This is a genomic window from Methanobrevibacter sp. V74 (assembly GCF_963082495.1).
Taxonomy (GTDB): domain Archaea; phylum Methanobacteriota; class Methanobacteria; order Methanobacteriales; family Methanobacteriaceae; genus Methanocatella.
On sequence record NZ_CAUJAN010000007.1, the window covers coordinates 57,730 to 74,877 of the forward strand.

Sequence of the window (17,148 nt, forward strand, 5' to 3'; positions counted from 1 at the left end):
ATTAAAAAGCCAATAAGGTAGGAAAGGATGCCAACAACTAGTGGTGCATACCTGTCGGATCTATTGGATATGTCTTTATCGCTACCCAGCCTAGTGGCCCAAAACAAAATGATTGCCATAGGCAAAAGTGAAGCGAAAATTAAGGATATCACTTCCAAAACTATGAATTTGGATAAATCAAATCCGCTACTTGTAAAAGACAAAGTTAGAGAAATTATTAAAAACAATGGTATGCAAATAATTGGAGGATTTGTAAGTGTTGAAATCATTTAGCTATTTTCAATTTATTCATATAGTTATTTATACTTCTTTTAAATTAATAAGTATTATGATGATGTATCCGCCATCTCTGTTGTTGTAAGTGATGGAGATAACACATTACTATTTTGAAGTTGATAAAATAGCTGATGCATTTAAAGCTGGTTTGAAATTTAGAAAATAATTTAAATGAATAATTAAATATAATAATACTGACTATACTTTTTTGGGGGAAAAATATGAAAATGGAAATAGAATTAACAGATGAGCAAGCAGAGAAAGTGGAAATCTTAAAAGAAAATGGTATTGAAGTTGGAGAGGCTATAGAGATTCTCTTTGATATGAAAGATGCTGTTATTGAACATGGCAATGATTTTTTTGACCATAGAATCAATAAGGCACATCAAGAAAAAGCAGAACTTGAAGAAAAATTGGCTCAAGTTGAAGATGAAATAGAGTTATACAATAAATTAAAAGGCAGCGCTCTTAATCCAATTCAAAAACAAAAGATTATTGTAAAAGAATATGGCAATGTTGAAAAATCTTATGATGAGACTGTTCAGGATCAAAAACACAAGTTTAAATGGTCAAATGACATTTTCAAATTCTAATTCTTTTTTTTTAAATTTTTTAATTGTTGCAAATACAATGGTTGTTAATGCAACAGTTTATATATTATAAGAATATAATAGTAACATATGAAATCTTTAGTAGTTTATTATTCAAGAACAAAAACAACAGAAATTCTGGCGGAAGTCATAGCCGGCAGAGTAAATGCGGATGTGGAAGAAATCATTCCAAAAGTAAAATATCAGGGAAAAATTGGTTATGCGAGAGGTGGAAAGGATGCAATGAGAGAAAAAATCATTGACCTTGAATCATTAAAATTTGACCCATCTGAGTATGATGTAGTATACGTTGGAGGACCAGTTTGGGCAAGTAGGATAGCTAATCCGGTGATTTCATATTTAAAGCAAAATGAAGGAAAATTCAACAATGTAAAGTTCTTTGCAACCGCAAAAACTAGTGGATTTGATTCCGCTTTTATTCAGATGGAAAAATTTTCAATTAAACCATTAAACACACTTGGACTGAAAACCAAAGAAGTTAGAAAAAGTGAATATGATATAGATTCATTTATAAACTGATAATATGTCACTTGAAGAATTTAAGATAATAGATCCATCTAATCTTCCTGTTGGTAAGTTAATTGCCATTATTGAAAAAAATCAAGTTTTATATTTAAATCGTCAACTTGAAAGATTTAATATTAATTCCTCACAGCTTCATTTTTTATTTGAAATATCTCATCAAAAAGAAATAAATCAGGATAAAATTGCTTCTAGATGCACTATTGATAAGGGTACAGTTGCTAGATCAGTCAAAAAATTAGAAGATAATGACTTGGTTAAAAGAGAGGTAGATGAGAAAAATAGACGTCAAAAAAAGGTTTCATTAACAAATAAAGGTGAGGAAACATTAAATCAGGCGATTAAATTACTTAATGAATTGGAAAAAACTGTATATGATAATAGCTATATAGAAACTGAAGATTTTAAAAAAGCTTTAAAAGAAATAGCCATTAAAGCTATAGAATTAAATGATAAAGGGGAATAAAATGGCTGGAGAAAAAAATAAAAATATTGAAATGATAACAGGGGATCCTAAAAAGGCTATTGTTAAGTTAGCATTGCCAATGATGGTTTCCATGTTTTTAATTATGCTTTATAATATTGCAGACAGTATATGGGTAGCTGGTCTTGGAGCAGATGCTTTAGCTGCAATAGGATTTATTACACCATTATTCATGGTATTGGTAGGGCTTGGAAACGGTATTGGTGCAGGTGCAAACTCATTGATTGCAAGATACATTGGATCAAAAAACTATAGGCAGGCAAATAATGCAGCATTGCATGGTATTCTTCTGGCGGTTATCATATCTGTGATATTTACAGTTTTAATTGAAGGGTTAATGGTTCCTATTTTACAATTTATGGGTGCTGGAGATACAATACAATATGCATTAGACTATAGTTACATTATTTTCGGATTTTTATTTGTCTTTGTATATTCTGGAGTTGCATCAGCCATATTTAGATCAGAAGGAGATATGCGCCGTGCAACCATAGCAATTGCAGTAACAGCTATTTTAAATATTATTTTGGATCCAGTATTTATTTACATTTTGAACTTAGGAATCTCCGGAGCCGCTTGGGCAACAGTAATATCAGCAGCAATGTCATGTGTTGTAATGAGTTATTGGATATGGGGTAAAAAGGATTTATATCTTGATTTGTCACTTAAGAACTTTGATTATCAAGGAAAAATGATGGTTGATACATTGCAGGTAGCTATACCTTCAACATTGGAAAATATTGTATTTTCTGCTTTAGCCATTATTATAAACAGCATGCTTGTTATGGCTTCTGGAACTACAGCAGTTGCAGTATATACTGCATCAATGAGGATTGTACAATTGGCTATGATTCCATTGATAGGTCTTGGAACAGCGGTTCTAACAGTTGCAGGTATTGCATATGGTGCACATAATCATGTGAATTTAAAAACAGCCCATTCTTATTCAATTAAATTGGGTTTTGCTATTTCAATTGTATTGGGTGCTGCAATGTTCATATTCTCGTCACAACTTGCGGCCATGTTTTCATATACTCAGGCAAGTGCATCGCTTTCACCACAAATTGCAGTAGCAATATCTGTTTTAAGTTTATTTGTTCTTGCAATTCCGCATGGAATAATGTCATCTATGATGTTTCAGGGGGTTGGAAAAGGAGGTTATTCACTATTGATTACCCTTCTTAGATCATTGATTCTTGAAAGTGTATTTGCATATATATTCTGCTTTATATTTGGATGGGGTTTGCAAGGAATTTATGTAGGAGTGGTATTTGGTTGTTTTGTTGGAGGAACAGTTGGATACGTTTGGGCCAAATTCTTTATTAAGAAATTCACTCAAATTTCAATTAAAAAATATATGCCTCAAAAAAGCTAGTTTAAATAACTAGTTTTTTATACTTTTTTTAACAATAATTAATTATGGAATTCATAGTTAGTAATAAAAAATACTCTATAATAAACCATGAATTATATATAAACTATTTAATGGTTGATGCTTATTTTAAAGACAATTCTAAATATGACTATAATATCCATTTTGATTTCCTTGATTCTGTTTTAGAAAAAGATGAAATAAAATTTGAAGACATACTTGAAGGCACTAAGGATTTAGAAGAGTTAATTGAAAAAAATGAGATTAATTTTATACCTTCAGGCCTTAGAATTGAAGAGCATTTAAATAATAGCTTTAAAATCACTTATCAAAATTTGGAATTTAAAAATGTCAAGGTTGGTGAGGCTATACCATTATTAATAGCATTAACAAGCCTTTTAAATCACAAACCAATTGTAACATTATATCAAATAGATGAAGAATTGCACTATTTTTTGGAAAGCTTCAATAAGTATTAAATTCTTTAGGGATTACATGATCTTAAGTGGCAGGTAGCGGTTTTTTTCCAATAGCAATTATTGCAAGTTTTACAAAAGCTTTCACCATTTCCTTTAATTTGCCAGTCTACTAGGAAACTCGGATCTTTGACGAATGGCCTTTGCATTGATATAAAATCTATATTTGTAGAATTTAACATTTCATTTATCTGATTTTGACTATTTGCTCCACCGCCTAAAATAACTGGAATATTAACATTATTAATTATTTGCTCTGTAGCTTCGATTAATGGATTTTCCTCTTTATTTTCACGTGTGAAAAATTGCGGCGAACGTGGACGAGTAATTTGCAAGGAATCCGCACCATATTTTTCAAGAAGTTTGGCTATTTCAATTGTTTCAGTCAATGTCATTCCATTGGTTGTTCCATCAAATGCATTTAAACGACAATTTATATGTAATTTCGTATTGTCTTTTATTACTTTAATCATTTCTAGAACTATTCTTAATCTATTGAAAGTGTTTCCACCGTATTTGTCATCTCTTGTATTGAAATTTGGATTAATAAATCTGGATAGGAAATAATAATTTCCAAGACCTAATTGAATGCCGTCAAATCCGCCAAAATCAAACTTTTGAGCTGCAATAATCATATCCGTTTGTATTTTTCGGATGTCGTCAATTGTTACCTCTTCAATTTTCATGTTTTGCTGCGTTTTTTTATTATATTGTACAAAACCTAATTGGGCAAAGATGGGAACATCATATACATGAACAAGATCAGTTAAATCACGAGCTTCACGAACAAATTGAGTGTAGTGAATGGTATTTGAGTATTTGGAGAATGTATCTCTTGGGTAAAGTGAATATAACTCAGTAATTATTAATCCAATGCCGCTGGCGGCAATATTTTCATATCGGTTATATATATCAGGAGTCATATTGCCTGATTTTTCTCTTTGAGACTCCCAAAGTCCAGTTCTCACAATTCTGCTATTAAGTTTTAAATCTCCAAAATCACAATAATCAAATAAATCTTTCATAGTTAATATTTTAAATCAGAATAATATAAATATGTTATATAGTGAGTTTATATATGATATGATTGAAATGTGGGATGTTATTGATATAGAATTATAAGGTAATATTATGCAAAGTAGGTTTGTAATATCCGTAATAATTGCAGTGCTTGTGATTAGTGGATTATGTGTGGTTATATGTAGTGGTTTTGATAATTCATTAGATATCTCAAATAAAACGGAAGTTAGAATTTGTGTTGACAACCTTATTGCAATAGATAAGTTCATAAATGAATGTGAAAATTCGGATTACTATAGAAATGTTAATGGAACCACTTTAAATTGGTTAAAATCTTTATGCAACAATCATATGGTTTTTATATCTGGTGATGAGTCTTATATTATTCCTCTTTCAGATGTAAATAAACTACCTCCTATTGAATATGTAACTGACATTTCAATATATGATATTTGCAATTGCACTATTTGAGAGGATAGGCCGTTGGGTGATGATTTAGGCAATATCAAATTAATTTCCGACGTTGAATTTATATATCAGGACGTTGAACATTATGATGTTTAATTTTTTTAAATTAAACAATATACAATATTTTTTTCTATTTTATATACTATTGTTTTCATAATATAAAATTATATTGATTTAAAACTGGTTATTTTAAATAATATTATGTTAAATATACTAATTAGGAAATAAAAATTATTTCCTACCGGCTGATATAAATTTGATTAATTGGAACAATCCAATTAATCATTTGTTTAATTATATTTAAATAAAATAAAAACAAATATCTAATCATGGCATTTAATATTATTTCTGTATTGTTGATAGCAATAGCTCTGGCTATGGATGCATTTAGTGTATCAATGACAAAGGGGTTTACTCAAAAAAACATAACCAATGGACAAATCTTTTATTATGGACTATTTTTCGGCGGATTTCAATTTATAATGCCCATATTAGGATATTTCTGTGGTAATGTTATAACAACTATTGTTGAATCTTTAGCTTCAATTATTGGATTTATCTTACTTTTAATGATTGGATTAAATATGATTCGTGAGAGTTTATCAGGTGGCGATGAAGAAATAACTGACCATTTCTCATTTAAAGAAGTAACTTTGCTTGCAATCGCAACAAGTATTGATGCCTTTGCAGTTGGAATTACATTAGCACTTTTTAAAGATCCGGTTTTAATATCATCTGCTATAATAGGTATTGTAGCATTTTTCTTTGGTATTGTGGGTGTATCTATTGGTAAGAAACTTGGAAATTATGTTGGAGATAAGTTCCAAATCCTTGGTGGAGTTATTCTTATACTGATTGGTATAAAACTCCTTTTAGGTTTCTAAATTTTTTATTCCCAATACCTTTTTTATAAAAATTATAAAATTTAATAAATTTCATTAAAAATACGAATTTATAAAGGTTTATTTTTTTAATTATGGTTTAATATAATACAAAATAATTAAAATCAGATTAAAAATTTAGTTTATAATTAAATAGAGATGTATTATCCAGTATATTGCTATTAGAGTATTTATATGAATTATTTTACCAAAATTTCTGTTAGTGTAATATTACTATAGTCGGAAAGGTATTTCCGTATATTAACCTTAAATATCAATTAGTAGGTAAATATATATAAATGACTATTTATCTATAATTACTATTAATAGTATTATACATATAATAAGTAAAATAGTAATTATATTATTATACTTATATTACTATTATACATTTATACAGAAAATATATATTAAGTATATTTCCCTACTTACAGAAATATTAATTTATACATATTTTACTATTTATACTAAAGTAATATTTAGAAAAATGCTTTAAATAAATAATTACATATATCTCAAGCTATTGAAATATGTCATTTTCTTCAAATTTTGCTATTTTTTAATAAATTTCATGAAATTTAATAAATCTCATGAATTTGAATTATAAATTTTTATAAAAATCTTTGTGAATTAACCTTTAATTTTTGTTTCATTTGTTCATGGTCAATGTGAATATATTTATCCGTTGTTTGGGAGTTTGAATGCCCTGCAATTGACTGCACCTCTGCAACTGTCAATATTTCCGCATAATGGGATAATGCAGTATGTCTTAGAATGTGAACACTAACATCTCTACCATAATTTACATTACATTCAATTCCTTCATTTTCAATTCTCTGATCACATTCACGAGCATGTTTTTTAATGATATCCTGAACAGCACGTTTTCCAATTCTTTTTCCATTAATATTGGTAAATAGCTCTTCCCTTACTACTTCTTCAGCCGCTTTTTTTCGCTGAATTACTGGACGATATATATTATTAGTATTTTTCCTAAGTTTTGTGATACGATTCTTCATCATTTCATTTAAACTGATTAATGTATCATAGGTGATAAATGTTGTACGGTCTTTTAACTCACCTTTTGTTGTTTCTGCTCGTAAATAAACATCAATAAATTCATTAGTGTCATTGGGAAGTTCGTAAAATCCATTTTCATCAATTGAAACTTGAATATCTGTTTTGTTTAATAAGACCAATTCTTTCAATCTCATACCGGAGTCAATAAATGTTCTGCAGATTGCATAATCCCTTTTATTTCCGCTTTGTTCGATTGTATCTAAGAAAAAATTGGATTGTGGCCAGGTTAAGGATATTTTTTCAATTCTTTTTTTAGCAGTTTCAGAATCTTCTGCTTTTACTTCAATAATATCCTTCATTTTGATGGTTTCATGCTGGATTTCCTCTTGAACATCTTCTGAGTTGATGAATTCCAAAATATTCATCATATATGTTTTAACTGTGGTTCTTTTATTTCCATGTTTTTTCAAACAATGCCTACGATAATGTCTTAACTGTTTTTTAATATTCTTATCAGTTAGTTCTCCTATTCCTTCTTTTTCAAGATATTCGATGAATTTAGATATGTTAAATGTTTGTTTTTTTATAGTTTCTTGAGTTAAGTTCTTTACCTCTTGCTTTTCTTCTAAGTATTCATTTAGGTAGTCTGTTAGCTCATCAACTTCTATCATAAGCTTTCTGCCTCCTAAATTTTTTTACTCAAACCCTTGTTTTAATATTTATTTTTTTAATATATAAATACTTCGTATCTTTTCATTATTAACGTATATTATTACATAAAATATACATTTATTTTATATATAAAATTTGATGAATTTGAAAGTTTCTAAAGGAATGTTGTAAATGAAGTAACACCTATACATCAAGAGATATAAAAATACAAATCTTTCCCAATTTTAGATTTGTAATAGAAATTATAATAAAAGTAATAAAAAGTTGTAATTATAAAAATTAATTTTAACTGGATAAAAACTATAAATTAATTTATGTATGTAATAGTTAGTTTTGATATAAAATTTAAAACAAATCAAGAAAAGATTGAAAGTGTTATTGAGCACTTTGGACTTAGAAAAATTCAAAATACATTATATATAGGAGAATTAGATAATAATGAACAAAATACATTAGTTAAATCCATAAATAAAATAATTAAAGAATATGATAGTGTTTTAATAACACGAATATGTCAAAATTGCTATTTAAAAAAAGAAACATGTGGTCGTGAAATTAAATTCAATAATGATTTATTTAGGATATATTAATATGAAACTAATTATTGACGGATATAATAAATCAATCCACAAGAAAGACAACCAAATTGTTATACATGAAAATTCCGAAATTATAGATTCTATCAAGGCAAGCGAAATTAATGATATAACCATTACAGGAAAAGGTTATGTGACCTTTGATGCTTTAAATTTAATAGCTGAAAATAATATTAAATTAATAGCTATTAATCCACGAGGACAACTAAGTTATATCTTAGAATCACCAGATTGGAGAAATGTGAAGTTAAAAAAACAACAATACAAATTAAGCGAAAATAAACTTGGTCTTAAATTATCAAAAGAATTAATAAAATGTAAAATGAAAAACCAAAAAGCTACATTAACAACACTTAATAAAAATAAACAGCTGAAAAGAGTTTTTAACCATAGATCAAAAATTGATGAAATAATAAAACAACTTGAAAAATTAAATTTAAATGGAAATAATGATGAAATAAGAATTAAAATAATGGGTTTAGAAGGAAAAGCATCTAATGAGTATTGGAGAGCAGTAAAATATTTCATTCCAAATAATATTGGATTTGAAAAAAGAACAAAAAAACCAACAGATTTACTTAATTCCATGTTAAATTATGGTTATGCAATTCTTGCAAGTGAAATAACAAAAAGCATATTACTAATAGGTTTAGATCCATATTGCGGATTTTTACATTATGATATAGATAAAAGAACAAGTTTAACCTTTGATTTAATCGAACCATTCAGACAACAAATTGTTGATAAAACAGTAATAAGTTTAATTAACAGAAAACAAGTTACCATAAATGATTTAGATAAAAGAAATAATACCATAAAATTAGAAGCAAGGAAATTAATAGTGAATAAAATTCTTGGAAAAATCTTCTCAACAATTACTTACAATAATGAAATAAACACTTATTCAGATTTAATTAGAAAACAAAGCAAAGATTTAGTAAATACAATATTATACGCTGAAGAATTTAATGGATTTTATTTAAGATGGTGAGGAAATGTATTTATAAATTTTAGTTAAAAATTAATGTCCTCAAAATTTAGAAAAAATACTGATAAAATCATTGAAAACAATTATAATTCTGAGGAAACCAACACTTTAAATAATATATAAAAATGAAATCCTCAAAATATTTTTAAAAGAAGAAATATAAAACATTAAAATAAATAAAATAAGAAAAAATAGACACTGTTAATACTGAATGTTTTCAGTTGAATTATTCAAAACATCATCAGGAACTACATGATATGAGTGAACAAAATAAAAGAATTCATTGTCAATACCTTCTAAAATTGGAGAATCATTGACTACTTTTAGTTGATTCCACCCCATATGAGGTATTTTTACATTCCCGGACAACAATTCCACATGTCCTTTAAACAAGTTTAAACCTTTAATTTCTGGAGATTCCTCACTTGACCCCATTAATACTTGTTGACCCAGACAAATTCCAAGAAATGGCTTGTTATCATTTACATGTTCATTTATTACATCTTCAAATGGTTTTAAATTCTCCATCGCACTACCAAACGCTCCAACACCAGGCAGTACCAAGTAATCACGTTAATACTGAATGTTTTCAGTTGAATTATTCAAAACCAAAAAGAAATTGAAAAAATTGTTGAAAATGCTAAGATCAAATATAATGTTCATGAAATATCTGTTATCCATTATATCGGTGAATTTTACACCGGCGATATGTTATTTTTAGTAGCAGTACTTGGTAATCATCGTGACGAAACCCTTGATGCATTAAAAGAAGTTATTATTATTTGAAACTGTAAAATACGATGTTGAATTCAAAAAAGAAAGAAATTTCAAAAGAAGGTACAAAAACTATCCTTGCAGGAGGTTAAATTTTGACAATAATGTTTATAATAAGAGTAATTATATTATTCTTAATTATTTATGCTGTTGTGAAAAATCTAAAAACACTTTTAAAAGCAGCAGTAATTATTTTTGTTATTTTAATATTATTAGGATTAATAGGATATTAAATCCTATTTCCCAATAATCACTTCAGTGGATTTGATAATTGCGTTAATACTGAATGTTTTCAGTTGAATTATTCAAAACATGAAGTAAGATCAGGGTATGGTTTATCTCCAGTAGATTGGGGTAATGTACCAATGAATTATAGTCAATATGGTATTGCTCGCAATCCTGATGATGTACAGGATGTTATTCCAATTGATGAAATTAAAATGTTAAAAAAATCATTGTCTCTTGAAAGATTAGGTAAAGAATATGATATCTGAAGAAAGAATCAAAACTAATCATTTATTACTAAATGAATTAGATTACTGGGATGAATTAGATATTAAAAATAATGATGACCCTCATGTTAATAATCATTATAGAGAAATAATGCAATTAATCAATCAACAATTAGATAACTCTATTGCGTGGTTGGATTCTCAAGAAGCAAAAGATTATTTTTATGGTGAAATGCAATACCAAAAAGATATTTTTGAACTAATGGAATCACAATGGGATAGAATTCTCAATGGAAAATATGATAAAATAGAAGATATTATCAATGAAGTTTATGATTATGGTAAAATTAAAGGATATCAGGATATTCAAAGTAGAATTCGTTATACTGAAGCAGATAAATTAGCATTGACTCATATTAGAAACTATAATTTTAAACTAATCAGGAAATTAGATAATGAATTAAGAAGATCTATTAAAAATCAGATATTCCAAGGTGTAATAAAAGGAGAAAATCCGAATAATATAGCTTCAAAATTAGTTAAATTAGGTGTTGAACGATTACCAGATAGTACATTATCTCCTCGACAAAGAGCAGTAATGATTGCAAAAACAGAAGTATCACGAGCACAAAACACAGGAATACTACAATCTTATGTAAATGAAGGATATGAAGAAGTTAAAATACTAACTGCTGAAGATGATAATGTATGTTACATCTGTTTAAAAAATGCATATGAATTCAATGATGATGAAATAATTTACAGTAACCATGGTAAAGAAAGAGTACATAATATTCAAGAAATGATTAAAAAGAAAGAATATGTTCCCGCACATCCTAATTGTCGCTGTACTTATCTTTCTGTGTGGAAAAGAGACAGAGTGCCTCCTGAAAAACCATACACAACCAACTTAATCAATGAAGACACACATAATTGGAGTTATAATTATAAAGGTAAAAAGTATCAATTACAAGGGAACACTCCAATGAGTAGACAGGACTTCCTTGAAAACTACGGATTTGATATTAATAAATTAAGCCCTCAAGAAGAACTATTTTTAAAAATATTCACTAAAGATAGCTCTCCGTTAAATGATTATTTAAGATTTGGACCAGATAATTTAGATGAATGTGTTGAAAGATGGAAAAACATAAACAATAATCTTATTCTGAGAGAATTATTGTCAGATGAATTAGATTTTCATGTTGCATTGACTATTGCTGAAAGTATTTTTAATAAATATGCTAAAACTCTTAATGAAGATGTAATGCTATGTCGTCGTGAAAGAGAAAGGTTCATGGGTCGAAATGGTAAAACAACATATAAAGATAAAGGTTTTACTTCAATGTCAATTTATGAATACACTAAAGTTGATGAATACGGAGATGAATTGAATTATATTTTAATCCCGAAAGGAACTAAAGTATTATATGTTGAGGGGATTACTGTTTCTCCTGAAGATTATGAAACATTATTTTTACCTAATATCTATTTAGACAAGGTTGAGGATTTGAGTAGTAAGAAAAAAGTTTGGAAATTACCATAATCTTTTTATATATTCAAAAACAATATATAGTAATTAAATATATTTAAAATGGGGAATATTTATGCCACTCATAAGATTTACTAAATTGAACGGAGAATTACTCAGAAATTTACCGTCTGCTATGCAAGCTGAATTAATTATTTTTGAGGATGTTATTCCTGATGGAATCATGGCTTCTCTTTATGTTAATGATTCTTTTTATAAAAAGGAAAGGTCTGAATTCTTAAATTATAGGGATGATGTTCGTGAGAAAATGTACCGTGTTAGAGGTAGGCGTGAAGAATTAGCCCATAATGATCCTGTTTATGATCCAGTTTCTGCTAGTATTAATATTGAAACTGATGAGGGTATTGAATTTGTTAAGAAATATCCTCAATTTAAGAATCTTATTGAATCTATTATTTTTGAGGATGATGAACATAATGTGGTGAAGGTTGTTCCTATTGATCAATACTTAACTGAAAATTAAGTTAATACTGAATGTTTTCAGTTGAATTATTCAAAACAAGAAAAAATAATTTTATGGTGATTAGATTGAAATATAAAATTTTAATTATTACATTAATTTTTGTAGCATTATTGAGTCTGAGTAATGTATGTGCAGTTGATGTTAATTTAAGTGAAGATGATGTAGTTTTAAATGATACTCATTATAAAAATATTAATTTAGATAATTCTGATGAGTATTGTAATAGTAATGTGAAAGAGGTATTTGGAAAAAATAATAATAGTCAAAATAGTTTTTCGGATGTTCAAAAGCTCATTGATGATTCAGAAGAAAATGATACTATACAACTTAATGGAACTTATTATGGTCAGGGTAATTTAATAATTGTTAATAAGTCTCTTGTTATTGAAGGAAGAGGTGATGGAGCTATTTTAGATGCACAAATGTTATCTGGAATATTTTATATCTCTTCGAACAATGTTATATTGAAGAACTTAAAAATAATAAATGCTAAAGCACCATATAATTTTACAAATTTGAACAATTATGAGTTAATATCTAATGGAGCTGCTATTTATTGGGTTGGTGCTAATGGTACTCTGATAAATTCTTCATTTTCAGGTAACCATGGTTATGGGGATGGAGGAATTGTTGCATGGGAGGGGCATAATGGAAAAATATTTAACACATCTTTTAAAGATAACCCTCCTTCTTTTAAATATGAATTTATAATAGGAGGTTCTAATCCTAGTTGTAGATTCATTGGGGGTGTTGTCAATGGTTTTTATGATGGGGATTTAATTGGAAATAGTTTTTTAAAAAATGTTTCAGTTAATGCTCGTCGTGTTTTAACTGTTAATATGCCGGTTTTATATAATGGTGAACTGATTATTAAGTTAACTGATGAAGAAGGATTACCTTTTGTTAATGATATTTTTAAAGTACATATTTATAATAAAAATTATAATTTGTATTTGGAAAGCATTATTGATGAAAACGGATTTGCAAGGGTTTCTTTACCTTTTAATTTAAGTGTTGGAAAATTATAATATTAAATATTATCTTAAACAGATATTGGATTCATATATTAAAAAAAGTGATTATTACCATATTAATGAGAGTGGTAAACTTTGTTATGATTTTAATAGTATTTTAATTAACCAATCTTCTTTATCGGTTATTAAGCGTGATACTTCTTTGTTTTGTTATAATTTAAGAATTTTTTATAATTCAAATGAGCATTTATATGTTAAATTAGTAGATAATAATGGAGTAGCTATTAAAGGAGTTAAGTTTTTGTTTAAAATTTATTTATCTAAAAATAAGTCTAAAAATTATTATGTAACTACAAATTCTAAAGGGATGGCTATTTTAAAACATAATTTTAATCAGGGCCATTATTCAATTGTTATCAATGCTATAAATGGAAATTATAAGATTAAATCTCTAAAATCAAAATTTAAGATTTATAAAACACCTTTAACTATTAAAGCACCAAAAATAGTTGCTAAATATAAGAAATCAAAAAAATTTACTATTAAATTAATTAATAAAAAAGCTAAAAAAATAGTAAAAAATATTAAGATTAAAGTTAAGATTTCTATTGGTAAGAAATACAAAACACGCACTCTTAAAACAAACAATAAAGGATTAGCTTATTTAAATACTAAAAATTTTAAAAGAGGTGTTCATAAAGTATTCATTTCTCCTAAAAATACTAATTACTATGGTAAATTTATTAGTAAAATTATTATTAAATGATGTGATGTAATTGAAGTTTTTTAATAAAATTCTCCTAAATTTTATTTTAGTAATGTTGCAAATTTTTATATAAAAACATAATCTAAAATTAACTTATGAGTATTATTCATAAACACATCAATGAAATTTTTGAGTATGATGGAAGCCAAATTAATCCTTCTTGGGCATTTAATCAGTTTGGTATTTATGGTTCATCTGTAATTACTTGGATTGGTCCAGTAAATATTACTCCCGATAATTTAAAAGATTTTGCAGATGTTGGTTTGGAAATTAAGTCTAATGCAATGGTTAATTTCATTTGTGAATTTTTTGATTGTCAACCAGCTAATATGAGAATAGCTTATCTTCGCCAAAGACTTCTTGTTATGATTTTTCGAGAGATTTTATTTGAAAATGGGATTGTAACTAAGTTAATACTGAATGTTTTCAGTTGAATTATTCAAAACATAAACTGAAAAAATCTTTGACAAATCTATCATAAGAATACATCAATCCAACCCCCAATCAAATAAATTCATGATTAAAAAACTTTAATTACTTATATAAATATATATAATTAATAATATTTAAAATAAACTATTAATAATTATTAAAATTAGATATAAATAAATTAAAATTAATTAATAAAGTATTAAAATAAATAATAATGGATTAAAGCAAAATAAATCAAAATTAGCAATTTTCAATGAATAAACAATGATAAAAAAAATAAAAAATCTTAAGTTTCTAGGAATGTATATTAGGGGGGGTGCAAATGAATTATTTTAATATATTTTTAGCAAAAATAAGTAAATTTAAACGGAATAATTTTTTCAATTATTCAATATAATTTTCTAAAAAAAACAAGATTTTTACAAAACTTTAAATATTAATTATAATTAATTTAGAATTTAGGTAAATTATGAGTCAAGTGAAATCGATTTTTAATAATATGGGTTGGCTATTTATTCCACAAATATTAAGTAGTATTTGTGGTTTTATATGGACCGTTTTAATAGCTAATTACCTTGGAGTTAATGGAAATGGTATTTTAGGATTTGCTATTTCATTAAGTGAAATTCTAGCAGTCACAACCGATTTTGGCATAAGCACCCATATTGTTCGTCATGTTTCAACAGACTACTCACAAGCCCCCAAGTATTTAGGTAATGCAATCCCTTTAAAAAGTTTATTTGGAATAGGAACATTTATCCTAACATTAATAATTTTAATAATTCTAAAAACTGATGAACTTACAATTACAATCACATTATTGTTTACTATAGAAATGATTATTAATTCATTCAAAGGATTGTTTAACGGATGTTTTCAAGCTTTTGAAGAAGGAAAATATCAGGGAATTGGAAATATCCTAACAACAGCCTTATTATTTATTTTTATATTAATAGCAATCTTCACAGATTTAGGAATTTACGGAATAACACTAGCATACGTTATTTCCAATTTAATAGTACTAGTATACACCTATGGTGCTTTAAGAAAACATATTGCCCGCCCTAAATTTGAGATCAATACTACTTTCTGGAAAAAGCTTACAATAGTTGCTCTACCTTTTGCAGCTACTGGAATACTCTATTCCATATATTATTCAATCGATGTAATCATGTTAAAAGCACTTGTTGGAAACTATGCAACCGGAATTTATAATGCAACATACAAACTAGTTTCTGTTTTAACACTATTTTATTCAATTTACACAGCAGTAATATTCCCAGTCATGAGCAAATTCTTTAAAAATGATGAAACCCTTCTGATTGTAAGTTTTGAAAAATCAATCAAATACTTAATGTTTATCATAATCCCACTGGCTTTTGCAACAGTATATTACTCAGCAGATGTCATCCATCTAATTTATCCAAAAGGAGAGTTCGCTAATGCATCATCTGTTTTAAACATACTTATCTGGACAGTTTGCCTATTATTCCTAAGTGGAGCATGCAACATATTATTAAACGCATCACATAAAGAAGTAGCAGTTACAAGAATATATTTAATTGCAGCTACTTTTAATGTAGTCTTAAACTTGTTCATGATTCCAAAGTATTCTTATAATGGAGCAGCAATAACAACAGTATTAAGTGATATCATTATTGTATTATTACAGTCATATGTAATTTACAAGCTAGGATTCAGACCTAATAAAAGATTATATAAGGATTTAGCTAAAATAATAATAGGATCAATATTTATAAGTATTATTCTTAACGTTTTACATATGGACATGTTTTTAGCAATACCCGTGAGTATAACAATCTACTTAATAATCATGTATTTATTAAATATTTTAGATAATGATGATAAATATGTTATAAAAGAAATCATTGGCAAAAATTAAAATAGGTAATTATTATTAGATTTTTAAGAGTAGCAAAGTAATTAGAAAGGAACTGCTGGTTAAATTATCAAGATAAATGTAGTCATAGTTTCCTGAATAGCTACTGCTCCTTTTATTGTAATTGCTCATTACAATATTGATTTGTAATTCTGCCTGCAATGTCATGATTAAAATTTTATTATTTATTTTATATAAAATATATAATAACAAAAGTAATATTTATTAAAGACAATGAAAAAAGGCAACAAGTTAAGATATTTAAAAGATAGCATACCTTTTAGTTTCATGACATAACTTTTTTGAGATTTTAGCAAATTATGACATACAAAAGTTGCCGTGACATAACTTTCAGGAATAATGTGACATAACACTTCAAAAGTGACATACATTCCTTCAAAATTGTGACATAACATTCTGCTTTGTGACATACGATTTATTAAAATGTG

At 27.0% G+C, this 17,148-nt stretch carries 18 protein-coding genes and 3 pseudogenes; 18 read left to right on the forward strand and 3 right to left on the reverse strand.

The window, feature by feature from the left end; all coding sequences use genetic code 11:
• Positions 1 to 27: 27 nt before the first annotated feature.
• The 6 genes from Q9969_RS10640 to Q9969_RS10665 all read left to right on the forward strand — a co-directional run bounded on the left by Q9969_RS10640 (position 28) and on the right by Q9969_RS10665 (position 3,744).
• Positions 28 to 273 (forward strand): hypothetical protein, encoded by a 246-nt coding sequence (locus tag Q9969_RS10640; protein WP_305512797.1) that lies wholly within the window; start codon positions 28 to 30, stop codon positions 271 to 273.
• 224 nt (positions 274 to 497) lie between these two features.
• The gene (locus tag Q9969_RS10645; protein ID WP_305512749.1) at positions 498 to 869 is read left to right on the forward strand and encodes a hypothetical protein; all 372 of its coding nucleotides are present in this window, start codon (positions 498 to 500) and stop codon (positions 867 to 869) included.
• An 87-nt stretch (positions 870 to 956) separates the two neighbouring features.
• The gene (locus Q9969_RS10650) at positions 957 to 1,406 is read left to right on the forward strand and encodes a flavodoxin (protein ID WP_305512748.1); all 450 of its coding nucleotides are present in this window, start codon (positions 957 to 959) and stop codon (positions 1,404 to 1,406) included.
• A gap of 4 nt (positions 1,407 to 1,410) precedes the next feature.
• The gene (locus tag Q9969_RS10655) at positions 1,411 to 1,875 is read left to right on the forward strand and encodes a MarR family transcriptional regulator (protein ID WP_305512746.1); all 465 of its coding nucleotides are present in this window, start codon (positions 1,411 to 1,413) and stop codon (positions 1,873 to 1,875) included.
• Between the two features lies 1 nt (position 1,876).
• On the forward strand, positions 1,877 to 3,268 hold the full coding sequence (locus Q9969_RS10660; protein ID WP_305512744.1) for an MATE family efflux transporter: 1,392 nt from the start codon (positions 1,877 to 1,879) through the stop codon (positions 3,266 to 3,268).
• Between the two features lie 44 nt (positions 3,269 to 3,312).
• The gene (locus Q9969_RS10665; RefSeq protein WP_305512742.1) at positions 3,313 to 3,744 is read left to right on the forward strand and encodes a hypothetical protein; all 432 of its coding nucleotides are present in this window, start codon (positions 3,313 to 3,315) and stop codon (positions 3,742 to 3,744) included.
• Positions 3,745 to 3,749: 5 nt separating this feature from the next.
• On the opposite strand, the gene Q9969_RS10670 is transcribed toward Q9969_RS10665, so the two are convergent.
• Positions 3,750 to 4,766 (reverse strand): tRNA-dihydrouridine synthase, encoded by a 1,017-nt coding sequence (locus tag Q9969_RS10670; RefSeq protein WP_305557608.1) that lies wholly within the window; start codon positions 4,764 to 4,766, stop codon positions 3,750 to 3,752.
• A 106-nt stretch (positions 4,767 to 4,872) separates the two neighbouring features.
• Between Q9969_RS10670 and Q9969_RS10675 the strand changes: the two genes are divergently transcribed.
• Positions 4,873 to 5,232, forward strand: a complete 360-nt coding sequence (locus Q9969_RS10675) for a hypothetical protein (RefSeq protein WP_305557610.1) — start codon at positions 4,873 to 4,875, stop codon at positions 5,230 to 5,232.
• A gap of 326 nt (positions 5,233 to 5,558) precedes the next feature.
• Positions 5,559 to 6,113 carry a manganese efflux pump MntP family protein gene (locus Q9969_RS10680; RefSeq protein WP_305512737.1) on the forward strand — a complete coding sequence of 185 codons (555 nt, stop codon included), beginning with the start codon at positions 5,559 to 5,561 and terminating at the stop codon, positions 6,111 to 6,113.
• A 608-nt stretch (positions 6,114 to 6,721) separates the two neighbouring features.
• On the opposite strand, the gene Q9969_RS10685 is transcribed toward Q9969_RS10680, so the two are convergent.
• Positions 6,722 to 7,801, reverse strand: a complete 1,080-nt coding sequence (locus Q9969_RS10685; protein ID WP_305557611.1) for a site-specific integrase — start codon at positions 7,799 to 7,801, stop codon at positions 6,722 to 6,724.
• Positions 7,802 to 8,116: 315 nt separating this feature from the next.
• Between Q9969_RS10685 and cas2 the strand changes: the two genes are divergently transcribed.
• Positions 8,117 to 8,392, forward strand: a complete 276-nt coding sequence (cas2, locus tag Q9969_RS10690; RefSeq protein WP_305557613.1) for a CRISPR-associated endonuclease Cas2 — start codon at positions 8,117 to 8,119, stop codon at positions 8,390 to 8,392.
• Between the two features lies 1 nt (position 8,393).
• Entirely contained in the window at positions 8,394 to 9,389 is a 996-nt protein-coding gene (gene cas1 / locus Q9969_RS10695) for a CRISPR-associated endonuclease Cas1 (protein ID WP_305557615.1), read from the forward strand.
• 234 nt (positions 9,390 to 9,623) lie between these two features.
• On the opposite strand, the pseudogene hisH reads toward cas1, so the two are convergent.
• Positions 9,624 to 9,956 (reverse strand): annotated as a pseudogene (gene hisH, locus Q9969_RS10700) (imidazole glycerol phosphate synthase subunit HisH); the annotation flags it as partial.
• A gap of 42 nt (positions 9,957 to 9,998) precedes the next feature.
• Between hisH and Q9969_RS11600 the strand changes: the two are divergent.
• From Q9969_RS11600 to Q9969_RS10740, 8 genes and pseudogenes are all read left to right on the forward strand, one after another.
• A pseudogene (locus Q9969_RS11600) lies at positions 9,999 to 10,252 on the forward strand (molybdenum cofactor biosynthesis protein MoaE); the annotation flags it as partial.
• A gap of 204 nt (positions 10,253 to 10,456) precedes the next feature.
• Positions 10,457 to 10,654 carry a hypothetical protein gene (locus tag Q9969_RS10710; RefSeq protein ID WP_305557619.1) on the forward strand — a complete coding sequence of 66 codons (198 nt, stop codon included), beginning with the start codon at positions 10,457 to 10,459 and terminating at the stop codon, positions 10,652 to 10,654.
• Positions 10,644 to 12,158, forward strand: a complete 1,515-nt coding sequence (locus Q9969_RS10715; protein ID WP_305557621.1) for a phage minor head protein — start codon at positions 10,644 to 10,646, stop codon at positions 12,156 to 12,158. Before Q9969_RS10710 ends, Q9969_RS10715 begins: the two co-directional genes overlap by 11 nt.
• A gap of 61 nt (positions 12,159 to 12,219) precedes the next feature.
• Positions 12,220 to 12,627: a hypothetical protein gene (locus tag Q9969_RS10720; RefSeq protein ID WP_305557623.1), complete on the forward strand. Its 408-nt coding sequence runs from the start codon at positions 12,220 to 12,222 to the stop codon at positions 12,625 to 12,627.
• 65 nt (positions 12,628 to 12,692) lie between these two features.
• Positions 12,693 to 13,655 carry a hypothetical protein gene (locus tag Q9969_RS10725; protein ID WP_305557625.1) on the forward strand — a complete coding sequence of 321 codons (963 nt, stop codon included), beginning with the start codon at positions 12,693 to 12,695 and terminating at the stop codon, positions 13,653 to 13,655.
• Positions 13,642 to 14,367: a hypothetical protein gene (locus tag Q9969_RS10730; RefSeq protein ID WP_305557627.1), complete on the forward strand. Its 726-nt coding sequence runs from the start codon at positions 13,642 to 13,644 to the stop codon at positions 14,365 to 14,367. Before Q9969_RS10725 ends, Q9969_RS10730 begins: the two co-directional genes overlap by 14 nt.
• A gap of 95 nt (positions 14,368 to 14,462) precedes the next feature.
• Positions 14,463 to 14,777: pseudogene (locus Q9969_RS10735) on the forward strand (DUF366 family protein); the annotation flags it as partial.
• 491 nt (positions 14,778 to 15,268) lie between these two features.
• The gene (locus tag Q9969_RS10740) at positions 15,269 to 16,702 is read left to right on the forward strand and encodes a flippase (protein WP_305557629.1); all 1,434 of its coding nucleotides are present in this window, start codon (positions 15,269 to 15,271) and stop codon (positions 16,700 to 16,702) included.
• The last annotated feature ends 446 nt before the right edge of the window (positions 16,703 to 17,148 follow it).

Bases quoted from the DNA above. Each gene is read 5' to 3' on its own strand.
- cas2 (WP_305557613.1), top strand. From the start codon at position 8,117: ATGTATGTAATAGTTAGTTTTGATATAAAATTTAAAACAAATCAAGAA.
- Q9969_RS10655 (WP_305512746.1), top strand. From the start codon at position 1,411: ATGTCACTTGAAGAATTTAAGATAATAGATCCATCTAATCTTCCTGTT.
- Q9969_RS10720 (WP_305557623.1), top strand. From the start codon at position 12,220: ATGCCACTCATAAGATTTACTAAATTGAACGGAGAATTACTCAGAAAT.
- Q9969_RS10665 (WP_305512742.1), top strand. From the start codon at position 3,313: ATGGAATTCATAGTTAGTAATAAAAAATACTCTATAATAAACCATGAA.
- Q9969_RS10685 (WP_305557611.1), bottom strand. From the start codon at position 7,801: ATGATAGAAGTTGATGAGCTAACAGACTACCTAAATGAATACTTAGAA.
- Q9969_RS10660 (WP_305512744.1), top strand. From the start codon at position 1,877: ATGGCTGGAGAAAAAAATAAAAATATTGAAATGATAACAGGGGATCCT.
- Q9969_RS10675 (WP_305557610.1), top strand. From the start codon at position 4,873: ATGCAAAGTAGGTTTGTAATATCCGTAATAATTGCAGTGCTTGTGATT.
- Q9969_RS10670 (WP_305557608.1), bottom strand. From the start codon at position 4,766: ATGAAAGATTTATTTGATTATTGTGATTTTGGAGATTTAAAACTTAAT.
- Q9969_RS10645 (WP_305512749.1), top strand. From the start codon at position 498: ATGAAAATGGAAATAGAATTAACAGATGAGCAAGCAGAGAAAGTGGAA.
- Q9969_RS10680 (WP_305512737.1), top strand. From the start codon at position 5,559: ATGGCATTTAATATTATTTCTGTATTGTTGATAGCAATAGCTCTGGCT.
- cas1 (WP_305557615.1), top strand. From the start codon at position 8,394: ATGAAACTAATTATTGACGGATATAATAAATCAATCCACAAGAAAGAC.
- Q9969_RS10650 (WP_305512748.1), top strand. From the start codon at position 957: ATGAAATCTTTAGTAGTTTATTATTCAAGAACAAAAACAACAGAAATT.
- Q9969_RS10715 (WP_305557621.1), top strand. From the start codon at position 10,644: ATGATATCTGAAGAAAGAATCAAAACTAATCATTTATTACTAAATGAA.
- Q9969_RS10640 (WP_305512797.1), top strand. From the start codon at position 28: ATGCCAACAACTAGTGGTGCATACCTGTCGGATCTATTGGATATGTCT.
- Q9969_RS10740 (WP_305557629.1), top strand. From the start codon at position 15,269: ATGAGTCAAGTGAAATCGATTTTTAATAATATGGGTTGGCTATTTATT.